This window comes from Kribbella sp. NPDC050820 (genome assembly GCF_040653975.1).
Classification (GTDB): Bacteria; Actinomycetota; Actinomycetes; order Propionibacteriales; family Kribbellaceae; genus Kribbella.
Genome location: NZ_JBFAHB010000015.1, coordinates 40,134 through 58,645, shown reverse-complemented (window position 1 = coordinate 58,645; position 18,512 = coordinate 40,134). Strand labels below are relative to the sequence as shown.

19 protein-coding genes are annotated in these 18,512 nt (G+C 69.5%); 12 read left to right on the top strand and 7 right to left on the bottom strand.

Features of this window, described 5'->3' with window-relative positions:
- Positions 1 to 99 precede the first annotated feature (99 nt).
- The 6 genes from AB0H36_RS16100 to AB0H36_RS16075 all read left to right on the top strand — a co-directional run bounded on the left by AB0H36_RS16100 (position 100) and on the right by AB0H36_RS16075 (position 5,688).
- Positions 100 to 660 (top strand): flavin reductase family protein, encoded by a 561-nt coding sequence (locus AB0H36_RS16100; RefSeq protein ID WP_360522739.1) that lies wholly within the window; start codon positions 100 to 102, stop codon positions 658 to 660.
- The gene (locus AB0H36_RS16095; protein WP_360522736.1) at positions 653 to 1,711 is read left to right on the top strand and encodes an ABC transporter substrate-binding protein; all 1,059 of its coding nucleotides are present in this window, start codon (positions 653 to 655) and stop codon (positions 1,709 to 1,711) included. The genes AB0H36_RS16100 and AB0H36_RS16095 overlap by 8 nt, the downstream gene beginning before the upstream one ends.
- Positions 1,708 to 2,547: an ABC transporter permease gene (locus AB0H36_RS16090; protein WP_360522733.1), complete on the top strand. Its 840-nt coding sequence runs from the start codon at positions 1,708 to 1,710 to the stop codon at positions 2,545 to 2,547. The genes AB0H36_RS16095 and AB0H36_RS16090 overlap by 4 nt, the downstream gene beginning before the upstream one ends.
- Positions 2,523 to 3,239, top strand: coding sequence for an ABC transporter ATP-binding protein (locus AB0H36_RS16085; RefSeq protein ID WP_360522730.1), 717 nt, complete (start codon positions 2,523 to 2,525; stop codon positions 3,237 to 3,239). The genes AB0H36_RS16090 and AB0H36_RS16085 overlap by 25 nt, the downstream gene beginning before the upstream one ends.
- Positions 3,236 to 4,579 carry an LLM class flavin-dependent oxidoreductase gene (locus tag AB0H36_RS16080; RefSeq protein WP_360522727.1) on the top strand — a complete coding sequence of 448 codons (1,344 nt, stop codon included), beginning with the start codon at positions 3,236 to 3,238 and terminating at the stop codon, positions 4,577 to 4,579. The genes AB0H36_RS16085 and AB0H36_RS16080 overlap by 4 nt, the downstream gene beginning before the upstream one ends.
- A gap of 242 nt (positions 4,580 to 4,821) precedes the next feature.
- Positions 4,822 to 5,688: a glycerophosphodiester phosphodiesterase gene (locus AB0H36_RS16075; RefSeq protein WP_360522724.1), complete on the top strand. Its 867-nt coding sequence runs from the start codon at positions 4,822 to 4,824 to the stop codon at positions 5,686 to 5,688.
- A gap of 3 nt (positions 5,689 to 5,691) precedes the next feature.
- Here AB0H36_RS16075 and AB0H36_RS16070 read toward each other — a convergent pair whose 3' ends face one another.
- Genes AB0H36_RS16070 through AB0H36_RS16055 form a run of 4 tightly spaced genes read right to left on the bottom strand, consistent with a single transcriptional unit; the run spans position 5,692 to position 8,915 of the window.
- The gene (locus AB0H36_RS16070) at positions 5,692 to 6,753 is read right to left on the bottom strand and encodes a polyprenyl synthetase family protein (RefSeq protein WP_360522721.1); all 1,062 of its coding nucleotides are present in this window, start codon (positions 6,751 to 6,753) and stop codon (positions 5,692 to 5,694) included.
- Entirely contained in the window at positions 6,746 to 7,351 is a 606-nt protein-coding gene (locus AB0H36_RS16065; protein WP_360522718.1) for a phytanoyl-CoA dioxygenase family protein, read from the bottom strand. The genes AB0H36_RS16070 and AB0H36_RS16065 overlap by 8 nt, the downstream gene beginning before the upstream one ends.
- Before the next feature lie 8 nt (positions 7,352 to 7,359).
- Positions 7,360 to 8,211 carry an NDP-sugar synthase gene (locus AB0H36_RS16060; RefSeq protein WP_360522715.1) on the bottom strand — a complete coding sequence of 284 codons (852 nt, stop codon included), beginning with the start codon at positions 8,209 to 8,211 and terminating at the stop codon, positions 7,360 to 7,362.
- Positions 8,208 to 8,915 (bottom strand): hypothetical protein, encoded by a 708-nt coding sequence (locus tag AB0H36_RS16055; RefSeq protein ID WP_360522712.1) that lies wholly within the window; start codon positions 8,913 to 8,915, stop codon positions 8,208 to 8,210. Before AB0H36_RS16055 ends, AB0H36_RS16060 begins: the two co-directional genes overlap by 4 nt.
- 399 nt (positions 8,916 to 9,314) lie before the next feature.
- Here AB0H36_RS16055 and AB0H36_RS16050 point away from each other — a divergent pair, with 399 nt between their 5' ends.
- Positions 9,315 to 9,731, top strand: coding sequence for an ATP-binding protein (locus AB0H36_RS16050; RefSeq protein WP_360522709.1), 417 nt, complete (start codon positions 9,315 to 9,317; stop codon positions 9,729 to 9,731).
- A 113-nt stretch (positions 9,732 to 9,844) separates the two neighbouring features.
- On the top strand, positions 9,845 to 10,813 hold the full coding sequence (locus AB0H36_RS16045) for a DUF5926 family protein (protein ID WP_360522706.1): 969 nt from the start codon (positions 9,845 to 9,847) through the stop codon (positions 10,811 to 10,813).
- A gap of 789 nt (positions 10,814 to 11,602) precedes the next feature.
- Here the strand turns inward: AB0H36_RS16045 and AB0H36_RS16040 are convergent.
- Entirely contained in the window at positions 11,603 to 12,820 is a 1,218-nt protein-coding gene (locus tag AB0H36_RS16040) for an arginine deiminase (protein WP_360522703.1), read from the bottom strand.
- Positions 12,821 to 13,088: 268 nt separating this feature from the next.
- Here AB0H36_RS16040 and AB0H36_RS16035 point away from each other — a divergent pair, with 268 nt between their 5' ends.
- From AB0H36_RS16035 to AB0H36_RS16025, 3 genes are read left to right on the top strand one after another with little or no spacing between them, the layout of a single operon-like run.
- Complete coding sequence (locus AB0H36_RS16035) at positions 13,089 to 13,877, top strand: glycosyltransferase (RefSeq protein ID WP_360522700.1); 789 nt, start codon at positions 13,089 to 13,091, stop codon at positions 13,875 to 13,877.
- The gene (locus AB0H36_RS16030) at positions 13,874 to 15,439 is read left to right on the top strand and encodes a glycosyltransferase 87 family protein (RefSeq protein ID WP_360522697.1); all 1,566 of its coding nucleotides are present in this window, start codon (positions 13,874 to 13,876) and stop codon (positions 15,437 to 15,439) included. Before AB0H36_RS16035 ends, AB0H36_RS16030 begins: the two co-directional genes overlap by 4 nt.
- A 9-nt stretch (positions 15,440 to 15,448) precedes the next feature.
- Entirely contained in the window at positions 15,449 to 15,769 is a 321-nt protein-coding gene (locus AB0H36_RS16025; RefSeq protein WP_360522694.1) for a cupin domain-containing protein, read from the top strand.
- A 15-nt stretch (positions 15,770 to 15,784) separates the two neighbouring features.
- Here AB0H36_RS16025 and larC read toward each other — a convergent pair whose 3' ends face one another.
- Together larC and larB are read right to left on the bottom strand one after the other, a co-directional pair.
- The gene (larC, locus tag AB0H36_RS16020) at positions 15,785 to 17,170 is read right to left on the bottom strand and encodes a nickel pincer cofactor biosynthesis protein LarC (RefSeq protein ID WP_360522691.1); all 1,386 of its coding nucleotides are present in this window, start codon (positions 17,168 to 17,170) and stop codon (positions 15,785 to 15,787) included.
- Complete coding sequence (larB, locus tag AB0H36_RS16015) at positions 17,167 to 17,886, bottom strand: nickel pincer cofactor biosynthesis protein LarB (protein WP_360522688.1); 720 nt, start codon at positions 17,884 to 17,886, stop codon at positions 17,167 to 17,169. Before larB ends, larC begins: the two co-directional genes overlap by 4 nt.
- 124 nt (positions 17,887 to 18,010) lie before the next feature.
- On the opposite strand from larB, the gene AB0H36_RS16010 reads away from it, so the two are divergent.
- On the top strand, positions 18,011 to 18,505 hold the full coding sequence (locus AB0H36_RS16010) for a DUF4446 family protein (protein ID WP_360522685.1): 495 nt from the start codon (positions 18,011 to 18,013) through the stop codon (positions 18,503 to 18,505).
- Positions 18,506 to 18,512 lie beyond the last annotated feature (7 nt).

Genomic DNA, 18,512 nt, shown 5'->3' with positions numbered 1-18,512 from the left:
GTCCCCGGCGGTCATCCGCCGTACGAGGCCTGTCTGAAGCCGCCTCCACACCCCGTCCGGCTGTTGCCGGTCGTCCCTGCCCCGTTCCGAGGGAGAGACATGTCTGTACCTGCCTTGAACCGTCCTGCCCTGGCCGTAGTACCCGACCGCCTGGAGGAGCGGACCGTCGACGCCGACGTCTACCGGTCCGTCTTCCGTCGCCACGCCGCCGGTGTCGTGGTGATCACCGCGGACGCCGGCCACGGGCCGGCCGGGTTCACCGCCACCTCACTGGTCTCGGTCAGCCTGCTGCCGCCGCTCGTCTCGTTCGCCATCGCCACCAGCGCGTCCAGCTGGCCGACCGTCAGCAAGGTCGACGGCCTGGTGATCAACTTCCTGTCCGCCGACCAGCAGTCCATCGCCGGCCGGTTCGCCACCAGCGGCATCGACCGGTTCGCCGAGCCGACCCGCTGGTCCCGGCTGCGCACCGGTGAGCCGGTGCTGGACGAGGCGCCGAGCTTCCTGCGCGCCCAGGTCGAGCATCGATTCGCCGTCGGCGACCACTACCTGGTCGTCGCCCGCCTGACCACTCACTCCGAACGGCGTGAGCACGAGCCGTTGCTGTACCACGACGGCCGCTACGCCACCGCCACTCCGCACACGAAGGCCCACCATGTCTAGGTCCCGCAAGTTCGCCGTACTCGCCGCAGCAGCCGCCACCGTCGCCCTGGTCGCCGGCTGCGGTGGAGACGCTCAGGCCGGAGGTGGCGGCGCCGAGCTCGCTCTCGACGCCGCGCTGCCGACCACCGTCCCGGACGGCGTCAAGATCGTCGTCGGCGATCCCACCACCCAGAAGGCGCTGGAGCTGTCCGGCCAGACCGGCAAGGTGTCGAAGTTCGTCCAGTTCGCCAACCTCAGCGGCGGTCCGCAGACCACCGAGGCGTTCCGGGCCAAGGCGCTCGACGTCGGCTCGGTCGCGGAGATCCCGCCGATCCACGCCACCTGGACCGGTCTGCACGTCAAGATCGTCGCCTCCAAGTTCCGCCAGGACGCGCTCGACCACCCGATCTACCAGCTCGGCATCGCCCCGGGCACCACGGTCAAGACGCTGGCGGACCTGCGCGGCAAGAAGATCGCCTACAGCCCGGGTCAAGCGCAGGGCGCGCTCATCCTCAAGGTGCTGAAGAAGGCCGGGCTGACCAAGGAGGACGTCAAGCTGGTCGAGCTGCCCAGCACCGGCGACGTGTACTCGCAGGCGCTGGCCGGCAAGCAGGTCGAGGTCGCCCCGATCGGCGGTGTGCAGATCAAGCGGTACCTGACCAAGTACGGCAAGGACGGCGCGACCACGATCCAGCACGGGCTGCGCGACGACGCCGGTCACCTGTACGTGGCTACCGAGTCGCTCGAGGACTCGGGCAAGGCTGCCGCGATCCGCGCGTACGTCGCTGCCTGGGGTGCCGCCCAGGAGTGGATCGACAAGCACCCCAAGGAATGGGTCGCGGGGTACTACGTGAAGGACCAGGGCCTGACCGAGGCCGACGGCCAGTGGCTGGTCGAGAACGCCGGTCACCCGGACATCAGCGCCGACTGGAGTGACGCGATCCAGCGTCAGCAGGAGACGATCGAGTTGCTCGCCAAGGAGACCGGCAACCCGGTGATCCAGGCGAAGGACCTGTACGACCTGCGCTTCCAGACCGTCGCCGCCGACGCGATCAAGGGAGCCGCCAAATGAGTGCCACCACCCTGCCCGGCCTGCGCCCGAAGGAGGTGACCGGGGCTCCCGTCGTAGGCCGTCGCCGGCTCGGACCGGGGAAGCCGATCAAGGGCGGCGCTGTTCTCGGGCCGGTCCTGCTGCTGGTGATCTGGAGCATCGGGTCGGCGACCGGCTGGCTCGACGAACGGGTGCTCTCGGCGCCCTGGACCGTGGTCACCACCGCCGGCGACCTGATCGCCGACGGCCGGCTGCAGTCGAACCTGTGGACCTCCACCCAGCGGGCCTTCGTCGGACTCGGTCTCGGCATCGTGCTGGGCGTCGTACTCGCGCTGATCTCCGGCCTGTCCCGGCTCGGCGAGGCGGTCCTGGACGGGCCGATCCAGATCAAGCGGGCGATCCCGTCACTGGCCCTGCTGCCGCTGCTGATCCTGTGGCTCGGCATCGGCGAGTCGATGAAGATCGTCACCATCCTGCTCGGCGTCTTCGTGCCGATCTACATCCACACCCACAACGGCCTGCGCACGATCGACGCCCGGTACGTCGAGCTCGCCCAGACCGTCGGGTTGTCGCAGTGGGACTTCGTCCGCCGGGTGGTCCTGCCGGGCGCGCTGCCCGGGTTCCTGCTCGGCCTGCGGTTCGCGGTCACCGGCGCCTGGCTGTCGCTGGTCGTCGTCGAGCAGATCAACTCCACCAGCGGTATCGGCTACATGATGGAGCTGGCCCGCACGTACGGGCAGACCGACATCATCATCGTCGGCCTGGTCCTGTACGGCATCCTCGGCCTGCTGTCCGACGGCGCCGTCCGCCTGATCCAAAGGAAGGCCCTCTCATGGCGCCGCACACTGGACTCCTGACCGCTGCCGTCCAAGTTCGGGACCTGGTACGGCGGTACGACGACCGCGCCGTCCTGGACGGTGTCGACCTGGACATCGCGCCCGGCGAGTTCGTTGCCCTGCTCGGGAAGAGCGGCTCCGGCAAGAGCACGCTGCTGCGGGCACTGGCCGGGCTGGACTCGGGTGTCGACGGGTCCGGTGAGCTCGTCGTACCGACGAACGTGTCCGTCGTCTTCCAGGACTCGCGGTTGTTGCCGTGGGCACGGGTGCTGGACAACGTCGTACTCGGGCTGGGGACCGCCGACGAGCGCGGCCGGGAGAGCCTGGCGGAGGTCGGGCTCGCCGGACGTGAGAAGGCGTGGCCGAACGAGTTGTCCGGTGGTGAGCAGCAGCGGGTCGCGTTGGCGCGGTCGCTGGTCCGCGAGCCGGAGCTGCTGCTCGCGGACGAGCCGTTCGGGGCACTGGACGCGCTGACGCGGTTGAAGATGCACGTCCTGCTGCGGAAGCTGTGCGCCGCGCACCAGCCCGCCGTACTGCTGGTCACGCACGACGTCGACGAAGCGATCGTGCTGGCCGACCGGGTCATCGTGCTCGACGAGGGAAAGATCGTCGCTTCGGAGCTGATTTCGTTGAGTACCCCACGTAGCCCGTCCGACCCCGGGTTCGCCGCTGTCCGGACTCGCCTTCTCGATGCATTGGGGGTTTCGTTGTGAGCAAGCGCTTGCACCTGAACGCGTTTCTCATGAGCACTGGGCACCACGAGGCGTCCTGGCGGCTGCCGGAGAGCAACCCGTTCGCGAACACGTCGGTGGCGCACTACCAGCAGCTGGCGCAGATCGCCGAGCGCGGGAAGCTCGACTCGATCTTCTTCGCCGACTCACCGGTGCTGTTCGGGGACGTCGGCCGTCGTCCGGCGGGCTCGCTGGAGCCGACGGTCCTACTCACCACGATCGCTGCTGTCACCTCACGCATCGGGCTGATCGCCACCGCGTCGACGACGTACAACGAGCCGTTCAACCTGGCCCGGCGGTTCGCGAGCGTAGACCACGTGAGTGGCGGGCGTGCGGGCTGGAACGTGGTCACCACGGCGGGTCCGGAGGCCGCGAAGAACTTCAACCTGGCCGACCAGCCGGCACACGCCGAGCGGTACGACCGAGCCGCGGAGTTCCTCGAGGTCGCCTACAAGCTGTGGGACTCGTGGCAGGACGACGCTCCGATCGCCGACAAGGAGGCCGGCGTCTGGGCGCTGAACGACCGCGTGGTGCCGATCGACCACGTCGGCCGGCACTTCCAGGTCCGCGGGCCGCTCAACCTGCCGCGATCGCCGCAGGGGCACCCGCTGATCGTCCAGGCCGGCTCGTCGGAGGACGGGAAGGGCCTGGCCGCCCGGTACGCCGAGGCGGTCTTCACGGCCCAGCAGACGCTGGCGGACGCGCAGGACTTCTACCGCGACCTGAAGGCGCGGACGGCCGCGCTCGGGCGGGACCCGGACACGATCAAGATCCTGCCGGGGATCGTGCCGGTGATCGGCGGGACGGTCGAGGAGGCGTTGCGGCTCGAACGTGAGCTGGACGAGCTGATCCGGCCCGAGTACGCGCGGCTGCAGCTGGCCCGGACGTTGCGGGTCAAGCCGGAGGACCTCCCGTTCGACCAGCAACTGCCGGCCGACCTGCCGGACGAGGACGAGATCGAGGGCGCGAAGAGCCGCTACACGCTGATCGTCACGCTGGCGCGGCGGGAGCAGCTGACCGTGCGCGAGCTGATCGGCCGGCTGGGTGGCGGCCGCGGGCACCGAACCTTCAGCGGTACGCCGGAACAGGTCGCGGACGCGATCCAGGACTGGTTCGACGCGGACGCGGCCGACGGGTTCAACATCATGCCCGCCGTACTGCCGTCCGGGTTGACCGCCTTCGTGGACGAGGTCGTCCCGATCCTGCAGCGTCGTGGTCTCTTCCGCACCGACTACGAAGGAACCACGCTCCGCGAGCACTACGGTCTCGCGCGGCCCGCCGGGCGGACCGCTCCCGCGGAAGCAGCGGAGGTATCGGCCTGACAGTTGCCTCGGGCCCCGTCAGGTGGCGGGGCCCGAGCGCTGTCCTCGCGGCCCATCCCGCCCATCATCGCGACCACCTGCTGCCCGGGCTCGAACTCGCCGCCCGGCGCCCCGTCGACGGTCCCGGTCGCATCTCCATGCGCCCATGCTCGCGACGGCGTCAAGCGGTCGTGAGCAATCGTTTTCCGCTGTCGGCGTGCCTGCGTGACTTGGTGACTTGGGCCCGTGACAGAGTTGGTCACATGGGGCAGATGATGTCCAGCCAGGGCCCGCGCGTGGTGGCCCATCGCGGTGCCAGTGACACCAGTCCTGAGCACACCCTGGCGGCGTACCGCCGAGCGGTCGAGGCCGGGGCCGACGGGCTCGAGTGCGACGTCCGGCTCACCTCCGACGGGCATCTGGTCTGCGTCCACGACCGCCGGATCGAGCGCACCTCCAACGGCCGTGGCGTGCTGTCCACGATGAGCCTGGAGGAGCTGGAGGCCTTCGACTGGGGTTCCTGGAAGAACCCGTGGGCCGACCTCGACGACGAGGCCGAGCTGCCGAGTCCGGACATGCGGAAGGTGCTCACGCTCGACGAGCTGTTGTCCACGGTCCGCGACGCCGGCCGCCCGGTCGAGCTGGCGATCGAGACCAAGCACCCGACCCGGTACGCCGGACTGGTCGAGCGTCGCCTGATCGAGGCCCTCGACCGCTACGGGTGGGCGCACCCGAGGGTCGGCACCGAGTCGCCGGCCCGGGTGATGAGCTTCTCCTGGCTGTCCCTGCGCCGCCTGCGCACGATGGCGCCCAGCCTCCGCACCGTCCTGCTGATGGACCGCGTCCCGCTCCGCTTCCGCGACGGCTCCCTGCCCACCGGCGTCTCCTACGCCGGCCCCAGCCTGGAGATCGTCACCGCACACCCGGAGTACGTCGATCGCGCCCACAAGCACGGCCACCAGGTCCACGTCTGGACCGTCAACGCTGATGCCGACGTCCGCCACTGCCGCGACATCGGCGTCGACGCCATCATCACCGACCGCCCCGAAGCCGCCCTCAGAACCCTCGCCGAACCCCCAACGCCACCCCTTCCCTCCTACACGTTCCCGCCGAAACGCAGGCGTCCCTGACGACTAAGGTTCCACCTGAGGTGGCTCGTCGGTGGGGTTGGTCGCCCGCGCCCTCGCCAGCAACGTGTACACCTTGGTGTTCTCCGGGATGGTCTGCATCGCGTCGTGCTCGAGCTCGGCGATCTGGCGCTCGGCGTCGCGGATCGCCCCGGTCTCCTCGAGGTAGGTGAAGATCTCCGGCAGGCCCATCGTGGTGAAGTCGGGCAGCGTGTCCCCGACCGCGGGATTGCGCCGGAGAAAGGCGTCGGTGGCGAGCAGGACGCTGAAGATCGTCGGCCGGTTCAGCTGGATCTCGGACATCTCGCCGCGCACCTCACCGCTGAGGAACCGGACCTCCTCCAGCCCCCGGCGCAGGTTCGCCTCGGTGACGTCGTTCGTGATCATGGCCGCGTAGTCGAGGTTCCGGATCGCCGGCCCGAGCCTGCCGAGCTGATCGCCGTACTCGGCCGGTGCGATCAGCCGGAGCAGGTCGGTGGTCAGCTGCCCGGACGACCCCTTGCGCAACGCGATGGACCGGTACGTCGCCTCCGGGATCGTCTGCTTGCCCCACTGCAGCTCTGCCAGCATCGCGGCGTTGATCTGCCGCCCGTACTCGGCGATCACACCGGCCGCGGGAATCTCGGTCGTGTGCGAGTCGATGTTGGTCGCGCACAGGACCGCGGTGTGCTGCAACAGGTTGGCGATCTGTACGGCGGACGCGTCGTCGAACACCCGTCGTACCGACGGAAGGCCCCAGCGCTGGTCGTGCTGATCCGCAACGTCGTCGAGGATCACCCGGCCCAGGTACAGCAGCTCGAGGCTGGCGGACGCCCAGACGACCGACTCCGTGGGGATGTCCCAGTCCTGGCTGAACGCGTAGAGCAGCTGCGAGGGACGGAAGCGGGCGCTGTAGCGCAGCCGCTGCTTGAGCTGGCTGCCGACGGTCTCACTCAGCTCGTGGTCGAGCAGGCGGAACAGCCGCGGCACCACGCTGTCCTCGTAGAAGTCCCATTGCGCGTCCCGAAGCTCGACTACCGGCGGCTTGTCGTCGTCGTCGCCGTGGAACTTCCACCATGCCTCAACCATTGCGCCTCCACCGCGGCTGCCCTTCGTACCGGATCGAACCGGCGACCAGCTGCTCGTTCGGACCTGCCTCACCGGTGAGCTCGTCGGGCGTGCGCAGGCACAGCGTCACCATCACCCGGGCCCGATCGGGCGAACCGAGCCCGGCGGAGTGATAGGTCATCCCGTCCATCACCAGTACGTCGCCCGGATTCATCGGAACCTTGACGGCTTGGCCGGCGAGCTCGGGCTCCGGCGCCTCGTCCAGCCAGTACCCGCCGCCATTGCTCGGCTCGGACGTCGGCCACAAGTGCGATCCCGGAATCAGCGAGGGCCAGGCCTGTGGATCGTCTGGCGCACAGTCGAGCATCAGGAGCAGCGTGATCGGGCTGCGGCTCCAGTGCAGGAGGTCGCGATGCATACGCGTACCTCGCGAACCTCCGCCGTGATCGATCACCGCATGGTTGTGCCGGTTCGTCACCAGGACCCAGCTCGGCCCCAGGAGCTCTGCTGCTAGACCACGCAGACCGGGCTCCTCGAGTACGGCGGCGATCACCTCACCGGCCGGATCCTCCAACCGGACGGACTCGTCGGCCTGGACCGGACCGGCAGCTGTCGCCAAGGCCTGCGTCAGGTCGCGGCACCGCTCAGGGCCAACCGCGGCCTGTCGTCGGTAGTAGCCCTGGGTCCGGAGTAGATGCTGGGCGGAGTGCACCGAGTTCCTTTCGGAGTCAGGCAGGCAGCTGCCAGCAGACTGTGGCGCAGCCAGTCGTTGGACTGGAGTTCCTGCAACCGGTCGATGGTTCCGTAGTCGAAGACCGGCCACGGGCTCTCGGCGATCGTCCCATGCAGGAGTCCGTGCTCGACGGCTTGCGGCAGGATCTCGCGCTCCAGGCTCTCCCCGCTGCTGTGCTGCCAGCTGAGCCAGCTGTTCCGGTGCAGGAGGTACACGCCGGTCGACGACGCGTGCCGCAACGAGCTCGCGGGAGCCCGGCCGATCGTCTCGCCCCAGTGCGTGACATCGCCCGAATGTGCGTCGACACCGATCAGGCCCGAGTTCTGCACGCTGTCCGGCACCAGCAACTGGTGAACGGGCGCGACGAGGTCGACCGACTGGTACCAAGAGCTCAGGTCGACCGGCACGATCGTGTCCGCGTTCGCACACACGACCCAGCGCGTCCGGGCGGCCTCGACTGCCATCCGCAGCGCCTGGCCCGTCCCGACGAACTCGTCCTCGACGACCCGCACCGACTTGTCGAACTGGGGATACATCAGCCGGAACATCGCAGCCGCCGGCGCGTCACAGATCACCAGCACCTTCGCGCCGTCGGCGAGGAACTGGTCGGCCAGCATGACCATCACGGGCGGGACGTCTGTCAGCGGCACCAGGCTCTTGGGCAGCGAACGCTCGTCGCGCCGCAACCGCTTGTTGTAGCCACCCGCGAGCAGGACGAGAGTCACGTCCCCACGGCTCAACCTCATCTGCTCCTCGACCCCGATCGGGCTGATGTCAGCGGCACGCTGACGGGCTGGCTGAGCTCTGCCCACTGGAGAGTGACCGTGAGTCCCGCTGGGATCTCGTCCATCTCCGCGCACGCTTCCTCAGGGACATGAATCAACAGAACCGGCTGGTCCACGCTGCTGATCTTGACATTGCTGAGTTGGACGCACAGGTCCGCATCGCCGTTGCTCACATCTTCCTGCTCATCGGGGGCTCCGATCAACCAGCTCCGGTCCAACGGCCGGCCCCGCCACGCAAGCCGTACGACGGGTTCCAGCAGGTGCTCCTCACTTTCGTTGCGCACGGCTACTGTCAGGAGCCAGCCCGGCCGGGAGGAGTTACGGGCCCACGCGGACAGCCGCCCGACCGGTTGCACGAGGTCGAGGTTCTGCGCCCGCCGGCGCTCGGCCGCCAGGCCGATGATGCGGAGTTGGTAGGCGAGCACCAGCGTGCTCAACGCGGTGAACAGCGCGCCCGCCCACTCCGACGCCGGACCCGATCTGTCCAGGTTGACCGACGTACTGCTGAACAGGCCGTAGCCCATGATCAGGAAGACCACGAACGCCAGCGTGGCGGCCACGCCGAGGACGCCGTAGAACCACGCCTTGCTGGTCAGCACCCCGAACCATGCCGTCCGCCGGGCGTCGCCACCGTTCACCGGCCGGCCCGGAACTCCACGTGGCACTCGTCGCTCCTCGCGAACAGAAAGTCGGCACTTCCTCTGCGGTCTACATCCGGCGCACAGCCTGTCACGTTACGAGACCGCTCCGACAGGCTTTACCGCGCGGTAGTAGGCGGCGCCTCCGGTTGCTGTGTGTGACACCCGCTGCGTCTTTTGCCGCGACCGTGTCATGGATGGGCTGTGGGATGGGTCACTCGGGGTGAGAACGGGGGTGGTATGGCTGGGTAGCGGGATGAATGCAAGGCGTTATTGCAACGTTCAATTCCGTCGATTTCGTCTCGGTTTCTTGGCTAAACGTGTGATCTTCCGCGGCGGTATGTAACGGAATACACGCAGGTGTTTTCCCAGGCTGGAACGTGGGCAGATGTGCTTATGGCTGTTCCGATGATGAGGAGACCCTGCTTGTCCTCTGCGACCTTGCCTGCCGACGTGAGCGTCATGGACGTCGTACTGCCGCATGAAGTGTCCGCGGTAGCGGATGCCCGTCGCCGTCTGGCCGCCTACCTCAAGCGTTTGCGGGTCGCTGAAACTGCCCGTGACGACGCTCAGCTCGTCCTGTCCGAACTGCTCTCGAACGCGATCCGCTACGCACCGCCACTGCCGGCCGGTGAGGTCCGCGCGGCCTGGTGGATCGACAAGGCCGGCATCCACGTCGAGGTGACCGACGGCTGCGGTGACACCGAGCCGCAGCGGATCAGCGACGCCCACCCCGAGTCGATCGGCGGCCGCGGGCTGGCGATCGTCGACGTACTCACCTCCAGCTGGGACGTCCGCACCACCACCAGCCACCGCACCGTCCACGCGATCATCCCCAGCTGACCCGCCTCCGGGCTGACCCGCCTCCGGGCTGACCCGCCTCCGGGCTGGTCCTTCCCGTCGGTGCGGGTCGGCGGGTTGGCTGTCTTGGGTGCGGGGCTGCAAGACTGCGGGGTATGGGAAAGAAGTCGCGGCAGCGCACCAAGAACACGACGACCGTCACGCTGGATCCGGCCGACCTGGTCGATGTCGGGCCGCGCGAGCCCTGCCCGTGCGGGTCGGGGAAGCGGTTCAAGCAGTGCCACGGCAAGGACCGGGCGCAGGCGGCGGACACGTTCGTGGTGCGGCCGTTCGAGGGCCTGCCGTCCGAGTGTGACCTGATCGCGTTCCGCGAGATCGTCCCGTCCGGTACGGCGGAGGTCGTGCTGACCGGCGAGCACGCGGGCAAGGTCGTCAACCTGGTCACGCTGCTACCGATGGCGATGCCGGGCCTGGTGCGCGACGACGAGTCGATCTGGATCGGCCTGCAAACGCACGCGTCGTCCGGCGACCCGAGCCGCGACCTCGGGCACGCGATCACCGCCGCGCTGGAGACCGTGCCTGGCAACCCGATCCAGCTGGGCGACCTGCTGAAGGACGGCCCGCGGCTGCAGGACCTGATCGACACCTCGAAGCCGATCGAGGTGAAGGTGCACGAGGGCTTCGACTTCTGGATCGGCGAGAACGTCGAGGACCCGACCGGTGAGGTCGCCGCCGGCCTCGAGCGGGCGAACGCCGCCGCGGCGCCGACGGTCCGGCTCGAGTCGGTGGATGCGGCGTACTGGACGCAGATCGGCGACCGCCGCTACCTCCGCTGGGTGATGCCGCACACCGAGGACACCCTGCTGGACGCCCTGGCCCGTCTGCACGCCGCCGGCTCCTCCGCCCTGACCGAAGGCAGCCGCCTCATCGGCTCCTTCCGCGCCCTGGGCGTCCTGGCCCCCGTCTGGGAGCTCCCCGCCGACACCGAGGCAGCCGACGTGGAGAAGCCCGCCGCCGACTTCGCCGCAGCCCTCGAGAAGGCCCTGGCCACCGAGGCCCCCCTCACCACTGAACAACGAGCCGCCCGAGCCGGCCTCTCCAGCCGCCAACTAACCATCCGCTGACCACCCCACCCACCAACCGCCAGCAAACGCAGAAGCCACCCGCCGCCCACCCCGCCAGCGAAGGCAGAAGGCAGGCCCCGGTCACCCCGCCGGTGCACGCAGAAGGCACGCGCCGGTCACCCTGCCGCCTTCGGCGAAGAACCGGCGCCGGGTGGCTCCCCAAGGCGCGCGCCGGTGACCCCGCCGCCGGTGTAGTACCGGCACAGGGCGGCTCCCTCATGGAGCCAGGAACTCATGCGGCGCCCGGTCGCGCATCGCGCGGCCGGGCGCTGCTGATTTGTGCCGGTGAGGGCGGGAGGCACGCGGGGGTGACCCCGCCGGTGAGGCGCCCGCCAGTCACCCCGCAGCCGACGGCTAAGCACCAGCGTCGGGCGGCTTAGAAGGCGCGCCGGTCACCCTGCTGCCTATGGCGATGCACTGGCGCTGGGTGGCTCGCCAAGGCGCGTGCAGGTCACCCCGCCGCGGACGGCGAGGAACCGGCGCCGGGGCGGCTCCTTCGTGGAGCCGGGACTTGTGCAACACCCGGTCGGGCATCGGGCGGCTGGGTGCTGTTGGTTTGTGCTGGCGCGACTCGGTTAGGTGCGGTGGGCAACGTTGTGGTCTAGGCCGGGAGGCGGGGGCGCGCCTGCTACCGGGTAACGTGGACGGCCCAAGTCCTGCTGACGGGGGAGCAACAGGGCCTGGGCCTAGGCATGAAGAGTACTCAGATTGGTCTTCCGCCACAAGCCCCGATTTCACTCCGCGTGTCGTTGGGCTTACCGGGGCAGTCCAGTACCCGTCCGGTCACGCTCAGCCTGCCGCGAGTGGGGCGCGCAGAACCGGGCAGGACATGCAGCGCGGACCACCTCGACCGGAGCCCAGCTCCGAGCCGGAGATGCGGATGACATCGATCCCAGACTCCTCGAGTCGCGCGTTCGTCTCGACCGTCCGCTCGTACGCGATACACACCCGCGGCGCGACCGCGAGAGTGTTGTTCCCGTCGTCCCACTGCTCCCGTTCGGCGGTGACGGGGTCTAGACCAGTGTCGATCCGCCGGAGCGTGTCGATGCCCAGCGCCTTCGCCGCCGCAACGAGGAACGGCTCAGGCTCCGCGACATGCAGCTGGTCCCCGTCCGTGGTGACCGCGTGCGCCCGCATCTCCTCGGCCATGTTGGGATACATCAGTACGGCGTCGACGTCGACCATCGTGCAGACGGTGTCGAGATGCATCGTCGCGCGCTGCTGAGCAATCGGTACGGCGAGCACCGTGTGCACCAGTCCCTTCGCGAACACACGCCGCGCCAACCGCTCCACCCCGGCCGGTGTCGTCCGCTCGCCGACGCCAACGGCCAGCACGCCCGGACCGAGGGCCAGAACGTCCCCGCCCTCGACGTGTTCGAGCTGGTGGTCGTAGACCTTGTCCGCGCCGGCGAACCGTGGATGGAAGCGGTAGATCAGCTCGGTCAGCTGGGTCTCGCGGACCCGGGCCGGCATCGCCAGCGAGGTCACCGCGACCGAGTCCCTGATCCAGACACTCGAGTCCCGGGTGAAGAGCAGGTTGGGAAGCGGATCGATGAGGAAATCCTCATGCTCCAGCAGCGACGTGACTAGACCACCTGCGCGCACCTCGTCGTTCCGGACGCCGGCCATCAGCGCCTCGGCCAGGCGGGCCGGATCGAGGTCGCTCAAGGCCGAGCGAAGGTAGTCGCGCAGGGTGTCGCCGAGCCGGAGGTCCTCAGTGGTCCCGGTGACCGCGACCGACCGCGCCTCGGGGTCGCTGAGCGCCTCGGTGAGCAGCTCGCCGAGGTAGAGCACCTCGACGTCGCGGTCGCGCAGCGCCTGGGCGAACGCGTCGTGCTCGTCCTGCGCCCGGCCGACCCACGGGATGCCGTCGAAGAGCAGCTTGTCGTTGTTCCGCGGGGTGAGCCGGCGGAGCTCGTTGCCCGGCCGATGCAGCATCACTGTCCGCAGCGGTCCGACCTCACTGTCGACGCCGTACGCCTTGCCGACTTCCTGGGTCTCGGTCATCCGCCTGTCCCTTCTCCGGTCGTCCCAACCACGCTACGGCAGCCGCGTCCTCCGCGCCGGATGCCGCTCCGATCTGTCTGATTGTCCGACAATATGCCTGAATGGCCAAGCTCCGGCCGGCCCGGCTGCGGACTCTCGCCAGAGAAGATGCCCTGATCGGCCACCGGGCCTCCCGGGTTTTCCACAGGTCGTACGAAAGAACGAGATATCCACAGTCGCCCGGAACTGACGAGGTCGATCGGCTGCGGAGGAACTAGGCTGCGGTGCTGTGTCCGGTCATGACCTGCCTTCCGAGCCCTTCGAGCGAGCCGTCGCCTGCGTGATCCCGGCGAAGGACGAAGCGGAGCGGATTGCGGCCACGGTGGACGCGGTGCACAAGATCATCGGGGTGGACCTGGTCGTGGTCGTCGACGACGGCTCCGCGGACGGTACGGCGGAGGCCGCCGAGCGCGCCGGCGCGGTCGTGGCCCGGCACGAGCGGAACCGGGGGAAGGCGGCGGCGATGGAGACCGGAGCGGCGGCGGTCGCGGAGCGGGACGGCGCGCGAGCGCGGCACCTGCTGTTCCTCGACGCCGACCTGACCGACTCCGCGACCGCTGCCGCGCCGCTGATCGAGCCGGTGCAGACCGGCAAGGCGGACATGACGATCGGCACGCTGCCGGTGCAGCTGCGGCCGGACGGTTCAAAGGCCGGCGGTCACGGGTTCGTCGTCAAGCTCGCGCGGGCCGGGATCGAGGAGGCGACCGGCTGGTCCCCGGAGCAGCCGCTGTCCGGTCAGCGCTGCCTGACCCGGGTCGCCTTCGACGCCGCCGTACCGCTCGCCCCAGGGTTCGGCGTCGAGACCGCGCTGAGCATCGATCTCGGCCGCAAGGGCTTCCGCATCCTCGAGGTGCCGATCGACGTCAAGCACCGGGCGACCGGCACCGACCTGCGCGGCCAGTTACACCGCGGCCGGCAGTTCCTGCACGTCCGTCGTGCCCTCGCCGCGCGCAGCGCCCTGCCGGAGACCGGAGGGCCGTCGCTGCGCAGTCTGATCCCGCGGAAGCCTTCGCGATGAGCACCGACACAACTGACGCCAGCGCCGACCCCAAGCTTGCAGAGCGGTACGGTCGCCGCGCGGTCGCGCTCTACCTGGCCTGTACGGCGCTCATCGTGGCCGTCGGCCTGCTCGGCCCGTCCGTGGTCGTGCTGACCCTGACCAACCGGCACACGTGGCTGCCGTCGTACTGGTTCGACTCCAAGCCGAACGACTGGCTCGTCACGATGATGATCTACGTCGCCATCCTGCTCGGCGGGTACGGCGTCTACCTCGCGACCAAGGCGCTCAAGCACGGCTGGGCCCCGCGCGTCGACCGCTTGGTTGCCCTAGGCATCGGCACGACGCTGGCCATCACGCTGGTCCCGCCGATGGCGTCCGGCGACGTGCTGATCTACGCGGCGTACGGCCGGATCATGTCACTCGGCGGCGACCCGTACACGATCTCCCCGGCGGACACGATCCGGCTTGGGTACGACCCGGTGATCGCCGCGACCGAGCGGCCGTGGCAGGGCGCGAAGAGCGTCTACGGCCCGATCGCGACCTGGGTGCAGTGGCTCTCGTCGCTGATCGGCGGCGACTCGGCGCAGCTGACGGTCTGGATGCTGCAGCTGTCCGTCGCGATCAGCCTGATCGTCACCGGGCTGGTGCTGCTCAGGCTGGTCGGCAACAACCTGCCGAACCGGCGGCGCGTGGTGATGCTGGGGCTGGCCAACCCGTTGATCCTCTGGACGGTCCTGGCCGGTGCGCACAACGACGCGATCGCGGTGATGTTTGCGGTGCTCGCGCTGTGGCTGTTCCGGCGGCACGTGTTCTGGGCGGGCATCCTGATCGGCGTCGCGGGCTGTACGAAGCTGTCCATCGGGCTGGTCGGTGTGGCGATGCTGTGGGCGCTGCACAAGGACCGGCGGAAGGCTGCGATCTTCTGCGGCGGCGGTGCGCTGGCGATGGGCGGGCTGTACGCGTTCGTCGGTCTGCAGGCCTTCCAGCAGGCCCGGTCGCAGACGTCGTTCATCTCGACCGGCACGCCGCACAAGGTGCTGCTGAGCTTCTTCGACCTGTTCCTGCCGGGGCCGCTGGTGCGGACGTTCCTGGCGATCATCGCGTGGCTCGGCCTGATCGTCGTCGCGATCCTGCTGTCCCAGGTGTTCCCGAAGTCGCTGGTGCCGCAGACGCATCCGGACGACCCGACCCCGGCCGCGATCCGGTACACCGCGATCTACGCGATCGCCTGGATCCTGACGGCGATGTACTCCCTGCCCTGGTACGACCTGATCGCCTGGGTCGCGCTGGCGGCAGTGGCGGCGTCGAAGGTGGACGGGCTGATGGTCATACGCACGACCATGCTCGCGATCGCCTACGTCCCTGGCCGAGATCCGAACGCTCGCCAGGTGGCGGCCAGCCTGTCCGACTCGCTGGAGTGGTTCAGCGCCCGCCTGCGCGACACGATCTGCCCGGCGATCGAGTTGGCGGTGCTGATCGGGCTCATCGTGTGGGCCCGGCGCGGTGGCGCCCAGTGGTGGCCGTACGACTGGCCCCGCCGCCGGCAGAAAGCCGTGCCAGAGAAGGCCGAAGCACACTAGTCTCGCCGGGTGGAGAAACTGGTTGGGGCGGGCGACTTCGTGCGCGGCGAGCCGAACGACTACGTGGAACAGCTGCGGAACGAGTCGATGACGGTCGGGACGTATTCGATCCCGGCCGGGGGTGTGGACGACCAGCTGCCGCATCGCGAGGACGAGATCTACGTCGTCACGACCGGCCGGGCGACGTTGGTGACGCCGGGCAAGAACACCCCGGTCGAGCCGGGCGACGTGCTGTTCGTCCCGGCCGGGGAGGAGCATCGGTTCACCGACATCACCGAGGACCTGGCGCTGCTGGTGTTCTTCGCTCCTCCCTACACCGGGCGGGGATAGCGCGGGCGGTCGGGCTCAGCGCCAGAGCGGCTCCGCGGCGGCCACCGCTCGGGCGAGGACGGCCTTGACCGGTTGCTTGAGCTCGGCCGCGGCTGCCACCACGTCGTCGTACTCGGGCTGCACGTTGACGACCTGGCCGTCGTACCGGGCGATCTTCACGCTGATCTGCTGGCCGTCGACCTCGACCGTGCTGAACTCGCGGTCGGCGGCGTGCTTGCTGATCGGGAACTCGCGCAGGCCGATCGCCGTGGTCTCGGTCAGGATCACCCGGCGCACCGCGTCGGCGTTCGTGCTGCTGACGAGGACCGAGAGGGTGTGGGCCGGGCGGCCCTTCTTCATCAGGATCGGGGTCAGCCAGGCGTCGGCCGCCCCGGCCTCGAGCAGGCGGGCGAGCGTCTGCGGCCACAGCCGCGGGTCGAGGTCGTCGACGTTGGTCTCGTAGACGAGCTCGGTGGCCGGGCGGTCGCTGGTCTCGCCGACGACGACACGGACGACGTTCGGCACCTCGACCGGGTCGCGGCCGCCGGCGCCGACGCCGGTCCGGGTGATCCGCATCGGCGGCATCATCCCGAACTCGTCGGCCAGCGAGGCGAGCAGCGCGGCCCCGGTCGGCGTGGTCATCTCGTACGGCGCGGTGCCGCCGACGACCGGCGCGCCGGCCTCGGACAGCAGATGCAGTACGGCGGGACCGGGCACCGGAATGCCTCCGTGCTGACCGCGAACCTGCCGCCCACCACCGAGCGCGATCGTCGACACCACGACCCGCTCCAACCCGAGTGAGGCGGACGCCGCGGCGACCCCCACGATGTCCGCGATCGCATCCAGCGCACCCACCTCATGAAAGTGCACCGCATCCGGCTCAACCCCATGAGCAGACGCCTCCGCCCGAGCCAACCGAGCAAACGTATCCAGCGCCCTGGCCCGAACCGCCTCCTCCAGCTCAGCCCGCTGCAGCAACTCCCGCACATCCGCCCAAGCCCGAGTCGGACCATGAGCATGCCCATGCCCAACCGCCTGCTCGGAGTGGCGCTCCTCGCTCGACCCGGCGTCGCCGGTGTCGGTGGGATTGGTGGGGTCGGACGAGGCTCCGGCGTGCCCGGCTGCGCCCGGCTCGTTGCCGTGTCCGGCGTGCCCATGTCCGTGCCCGTGACCGGCGGAGTGCCCGTGGCCGTGGCCGGCATCCGGGATGGTTTCCGGGTGCGGCGTGCCTTCGACGCGGACGGTGGCTTTGGTGGCGGCTATCTGGTGCCGGGAGGTTTGCTCGACGGTGACGGACAACGACGAGTCCACGGCGGACACCGCGGAGTTCACCACCGCCAGATCGGCGCCTGCGTCCAGGAGGGCGCCCAGGAGCATGTCACCGGAGGCTCCGGCGGCGCAGTCGATCCAGGCGATCCTCACCGGTTCTCCTTGGTCTCACGCGGTGCCGAGCGTCGCGCCACGCGGGCCGCGAAGACGCCGGCCCCGAAGCCGTTGTCGATGTTCACCACGGTCACACCCGGCGCGCACGAGTTGAGCATCCCGAGCAACGCCGCGACGCCGCCGAACGAAGCGCCGTACCCGACCGACGTCGGTACGGCGACCAGCGGCACCCCGACCAGCCCGCCGATGACACTCGGCAGCGCCCCCTCCATGCCTGCGACCACGATCAAGCAGTCCGCAGCGTCCAGGCGCTCCCGGACCCCCATCACCCGGTGCAGCCCCGCCACGCCCACATCGTTGATCACATCCACCTCGGCCCCGAAGACCCGAGCCGTGGTCGCCGCCTCCGCCGCGACCGGCGCATCCGACGTGCCGGCCGCCACCACGGCGACCGTCCCGCGCAGCACGGGCGGCTCACCGAGCACCGCCGTACGGCCGACCGGATCGATGACCGCGGTCGGCAGGGCGGCGGCAACGGCCTCCTGCGCCTCGACGCTCAGGCGGGTGGCCAGTACGGCGTGCGTCGGGTGGGTGGCGTGCAGCGTGCGCAACAGTTCCACCACCTGGACAGGTGTCTTGCCGGCGCCGTAGACCACCTCGGCATCGCCGGTGCGCTCCAGTCGGTCGGTGTCGAGCCGCGCGTATCCGAGGTCGTGGACGCCCGGTTGTGGACCTGGATCAGGCAAATGTGTCACGTCGTGAATCTACGTTGCTCCTGACACCACCTCGTCGTCTGGTCCACCAAGCATCACCATGCGAACACTCTCCGCAATCACCTGAATACTCAGCTATGACGAGGAATGCTTTAGGCTTCCGTGCGTGTCTTCGTCGTTAGCCGGTGCATTCGGGATCGCCGCCTTGTTCGTGGCGGTCCTCGCCCTGGTGTTCGCCATTCAGGCGTTGCGGGGGCAGTCCGCGGCCGCCAAATCGGCCAAGCTGCCCGCAACCCCCAGCCCCGAACCTGAGCAGCAACCCCAGCAGCCGGAAGGCAAGCCGGGCACGGTCCGGTCCGAGCTGAAGAAGCTGGGCAAGGACCTCGAGGTGACCCGCGGCGAGCTCCGCGAGACGCTGCAGCACCTGGCAGTGGTCCGGTACGACGCTTTCGGTGACACCGGCGGCAAGCTGTCGTGGTCGATGGCGATCCTGGACGACAACGGCGACGGGGTCGTGCTGACGTCGATCAACAGCCGGACGGACGCCCGCACGTACGCCAAGGAGGTCAAGGCGTTCGCCAGCGATGCGAAGCTGTCCCCCGAGGAGGACGAGGCGATCGAGACCCTCCGCAAAGAGGCCGGCCCGACCGTAGAGGGCTGACGGCGCT

Coding starts and splice junctions, on each gene's coding strand:
- AB0H36_RS16040 (WP_360522703.1), bottom strand. CDS start 12,820: ATGACCGAGACCCAGGAAGTCGGCAAGGCGTACGGCGTCGACAGTGAG.
- AB0H36_RS16100 (WP_360522739.1), top strand. CDS start 100: ATGTCTGTACCTGCCTTGAACCGTCCTGCCCTGGCCGTAGTACCCGAC.
- AB0H36_RS16030 (WP_360522697.1), top strand. CDS start 13,874: ATGAGCACCGACACAACTGACGCCAGCGCCGACCCCAAGCTTGCAGAG.
- AB0H36_RS16070 (WP_360522721.1), bottom strand. CDS start 6,753: ATGGTTGAGGCATGGTGGAAGTTCCACGGCGACGACGACGACAAGCCG.
- AB0H36_RS16075 (WP_360522724.1), top strand. CDS start 4,822: ATGGGGCAGATGATGTCCAGCCAGGGCCCGCGCGTGGTGGCCCATCGC.
- AB0H36_RS16045 (WP_360522706.1), top strand. CDS start 9,845: ATGGGAAAGAAGTCGCGGCAGCGCACCAAGAACACGACGACCGTCACG.
- AB0H36_RS16085 (WP_360522730.1), top strand. CDS start 2,523: ATGGCGCCGCACACTGGACTCCTGACCGCTGCCGTCCAAGTTCGGGAC.
- AB0H36_RS16090 (WP_360522733.1), top strand. CDS start 1,708: ATGAGTGCCACCACCCTGCCCGGCCTGCGCCCGAAGGAGGTGACCGGG.
- AB0H36_RS16095 (WP_360522736.1), top strand. CDS start 653: ATGTCTAGGTCCCGCAAGTTCGCCGTACTCGCCGCAGCAGCCGCCACC.
- AB0H36_RS16060 (WP_360522715.1), bottom strand. CDS start 8,211: ATGAGGTTGAGCCGTGGGGACGTGACTCTCGTCCTGCTCGCGGGTGGC.